The following is a 3,070-nucleotide window of genomic DNA, read 5'->3' as shown; positions in this document are numbered from 1 at the left end:
GATGACGGGCTCGAACCGCCGACCCCCTCCGTGTAAAGGAGATGCTCTACCAACTGAGCTAATCACCCACTCTGTACTACCGGAACTGCTTTAAGTGGTGGGTCGTGCAGGATTCGAACCTGCGACCAATTGATTAAAAGTCAACTGCTCTACCAACTGAGCTAACGACCCACTTTTACGCTGTTTTCACGTTGTTTGATATCCCGTGGCAACGGCGGCATATATTACTGATTTAAGAATTCAGCGCAACAAAAATTTCGATGAAGATCACTTAACTGCTTACGAATCATGCTGCACGACCAGAAATAACGCGATTTCTGGTCATGCGATAATCATCCCATCGAATTCAGACGTTTTTGCGCCTGCTTCGCACCTTCGGTGCCAGGGAATTTAGCAACCACCTGCTGATAAACCGCTTTCGCTTTCGCAGTGTCACCTTTGTCCTGCATGATGACGCCGACTTTAAACATCGCATCAGGCGCTTTTGGCGATTTCGGGTAATTTTTCACCACTGAGGCAAAATAAAACGCCGCATCGTCCTTTTTACCCTTGTTGTAATTCAGCTGACCCAGCCAATAATTTGCATTTGGCAGATAAGTGGAATCAGGGTATTTCTTCACAAAGTTCTGAAACGCAACGATAGCGTCATCCTGACGAGATTGATCCTGTACCAGAGCAATGGCCGCGTTGTAGTCCGTATTCGCGTCACCGCTCTGAACAGGCGCTCCCGTCGAGGCCGAAGCATCTGCCGCAGGAGCAGGGGTCGACGTCGCCGCACCGCTCTGATCGCCTGCTGCTGGCTGCGCAGCTGCGCCACCGCTGCTGAGGCTATCCATCTGCAGCAAGATTTGCTTCTGACGTTCCACAACCTGGTTAAGCTGATACTGGCTTTCCTGAATCTGACCACGGAGAGAGTCAATATCGTTTTGGTTGTCGGAAAGTTGTTGCTGGAGTTGGGTTAAAAGCTGACTGTGAGCGTTAGAAATACGCTCGAGTTGAGTGACCCGGTCTTCTACCGAGCCTGAGCCGACACTACTGATTGGTGCCTGAGCAAAAGCGGCCCAGGGGGCCGCTATTCCAACCAGTAACGACAGACTCAACAGATGATGTCTGAAGTTACTGCTCATGCAATTCTCTTAGTAAACCAGTACGGCACGACGGTTTTTGGAGTAAGCCGCTTCGTCGTGACCCAGTACTGCAGGTTTTTCTTTACCGTAAGAAACGATGGAGATCTGGTCAGCAGAAACGCCTTTACCCTGCAGGTACATTTTAACGGCGTTAGCACGACGTTCACCCAGGGAGATGTTGTACTCTGGAGTACCACGTTCGTCCGCGTGACCTTCTACGGTGACTTTGTAAGACGGGTTGCTACGCAGGAAGTTAGCGTGAGCATCCAGCATCGCAGCGAAGTCAGAACGGATGTCGTATTTATCCAGATCGAAGTAAACGATGTTGTTCTGCTGCAGCTGCTGCATCTGAAGACGCGCTTGCTCTTCAGAAGACATGTTGCCATTGCCATTCGCGTCCATACCGGTACCGGCACCCATCATGCCTTCGCCGCTCTGGTCATTGCTTGCATTCTTGTTAGAAGAACACGCTGCGATTGCCATTACAGGCAGAGCGATCATCAGCCCCTTCAGCACTTTGTTCAGTTGCATTTCTATGATTCCTTTAGTAATCAATTAATTATTATTTACAGATACGGCGACCAGGCAGGTGATTTTACCTGTCCATCAGTTGCCGGAATACGCGCTTTGAAACGCCCATCTGTAGAAACCAGATTCAGCACAGATCCCATCCCCTGAGAAGAGCTGTAGATTACCATAGTGCCGTTAGGTGCCAGACTTGGCGTTTCATCCAGGAACGTTGACGACAGAACTTGAACGCCACCCGCTACCAGATCTTGTTTGGCAATGTGCTGCTGCCCACCGTTGGAGCTGACCATTACCATAAATTTACCGTCGCTGCTCACATCTGCGTTTTGGTTCTGCGAACCTTCCCAGGTAATACGCTGTGGAGCACCGCCGTTGACGTTCACTTTATAGATTTGTGGACGACCTGCCTGGTCAGACGTAAATGCCAGGTTCTGGCTGTCCGGGAACCAGGACGGTTCGGTGTTGTTGCTGCGACCATCGGTCACCTGGCGAATTTGACCAGAGCCAATGTCCATCACGTACAGGTTCAGGCTACCGGTTTTAGAGAGCGCAAACGCCAGTTTGGTACCGTCCGGAGAGAACGAAGGCGCACCGTTGTGACGAGGGAACGACGCAACCTGGCGAACAGCACCGTTAGCCAGCGTCTGGATAACCAGCGCTGAACGACCGCTTTCGAAGGTAACATAAGCCAGTTTAGAACCGTCCGGAGACCAGGCTGGAGACATCAGCGGCTGAGAAGAACGTTTCACCAGGAACTGATTGTAACCATCGTAGTCAGATACGCGCAGCTCATACGGGAACTGACCGCCATTGGTCTGTACCACATAAGCAATACGGGTACGGAACGCACCTTTAATGCCGGTCAGTTTTTCAAATACCGCATCGCTGGCAGCGTGTGCCGCATAGCGCAGGTACTGTTTAGTGACCTTGTAAGAGTTCTGTGCCAGAACGGTACCCGGTGCACCGCCGGTATCAACCAGCTGCCATGCAACGTTGTAAGAGCCGTCCGGGTTAGGTGTAACCTGACCAACAACGACAGCATCGATACCGAGCGCAGACCATGCGGCAGGCTGTACTTCCTGCGCGCTGCCCGGCTGCTGAGGCAGACGAGAACGATCTAATGGGTTGAATTTACCGCTGTTACGCAGGTCAGCCGCAACGATGCCACCGGCATCTTCAGGCGCAGCGCCAGGACCGGCCCACTGGAACGGAACAACACCGATTGGGCGTGCCGAATCCACCCCCTGGGTGATCTCGATACGTACTTCTGCGTGCAGTACTGCTGCCCACAGCATTAAAAAACCAAATGCTACACGTAATGCCTGCTTCATCATATCTCCCTTATCCGGGTAACCTTACCCACGATAATTTAGCAGAATGTTAACAAACCCAAATAGACAAAACTACTAAACCCT

Annotated in this window: 3 protein-coding genes and 1 tRNA gene; all 4 read right to left on the bottom strand. The window is 51.5% G+C overall.

Translation table 11 applies throughout. The features are described from left to right. Nucleotides 1-95 precede the first annotated feature (95 nt). Nucleotides 96-171 (bottom strand) — tRNA-Lys (locus tag JTA15_RS02280). A 161-nt stretch (nt 172-332) separates the two neighbouring features. Then, nucleotides 333-1,127 (bottom strand): cell division protein CpoB, encoded by a 795-nt coding sequence (gene cpoB / locus JTA15_RS02275; RefSeq protein ID WP_014169189.1) that lies wholly within the window; start codon nt 1,125-1,127, stop codon nt 333-335. A 9-nt stretch (nt 1,128-1,136) separates the two neighbouring features. After that, nucleotides 1,137-1,658, bottom strand: a complete 522-nt coding sequence (pal, locus tag JTA15_RS02270) for a peptidoglycan-associated lipoprotein Pal (protein WP_003858578.1) — start codon at nt 1,656-1,658, stop codon at nt 1,137-1,139. A gap of 35 nt (nt 1,659-1,693) precedes the next feature. Continuing rightward, complete coding sequence (gene tolB / locus JTA15_RS02265; protein ID WP_025204648.1) at nt 1,694-2,986, bottom strand: Tol-Pal system beta propeller repeat protein TolB; 1,293 nt, start codon at nt 2,984-2,986, stop codon at nt 1,694-1,696. Between the last annotated feature and the right edge of the window lie 84 nt (nt 2,987-3,070).

The organism is Enterobacter sp. BIDMC 29 (genome assembly GCF_019378755.1).
Classification (GTDB): Bacteria; Pseudomonadota; Gammaproteobacteria; order Enterobacterales; family Enterobacteriaceae; genus Enterobacter; species Enterobacter ludwigii.
This window is presented reverse-complemented; position numbering and strand designations above follow the sequence as displayed.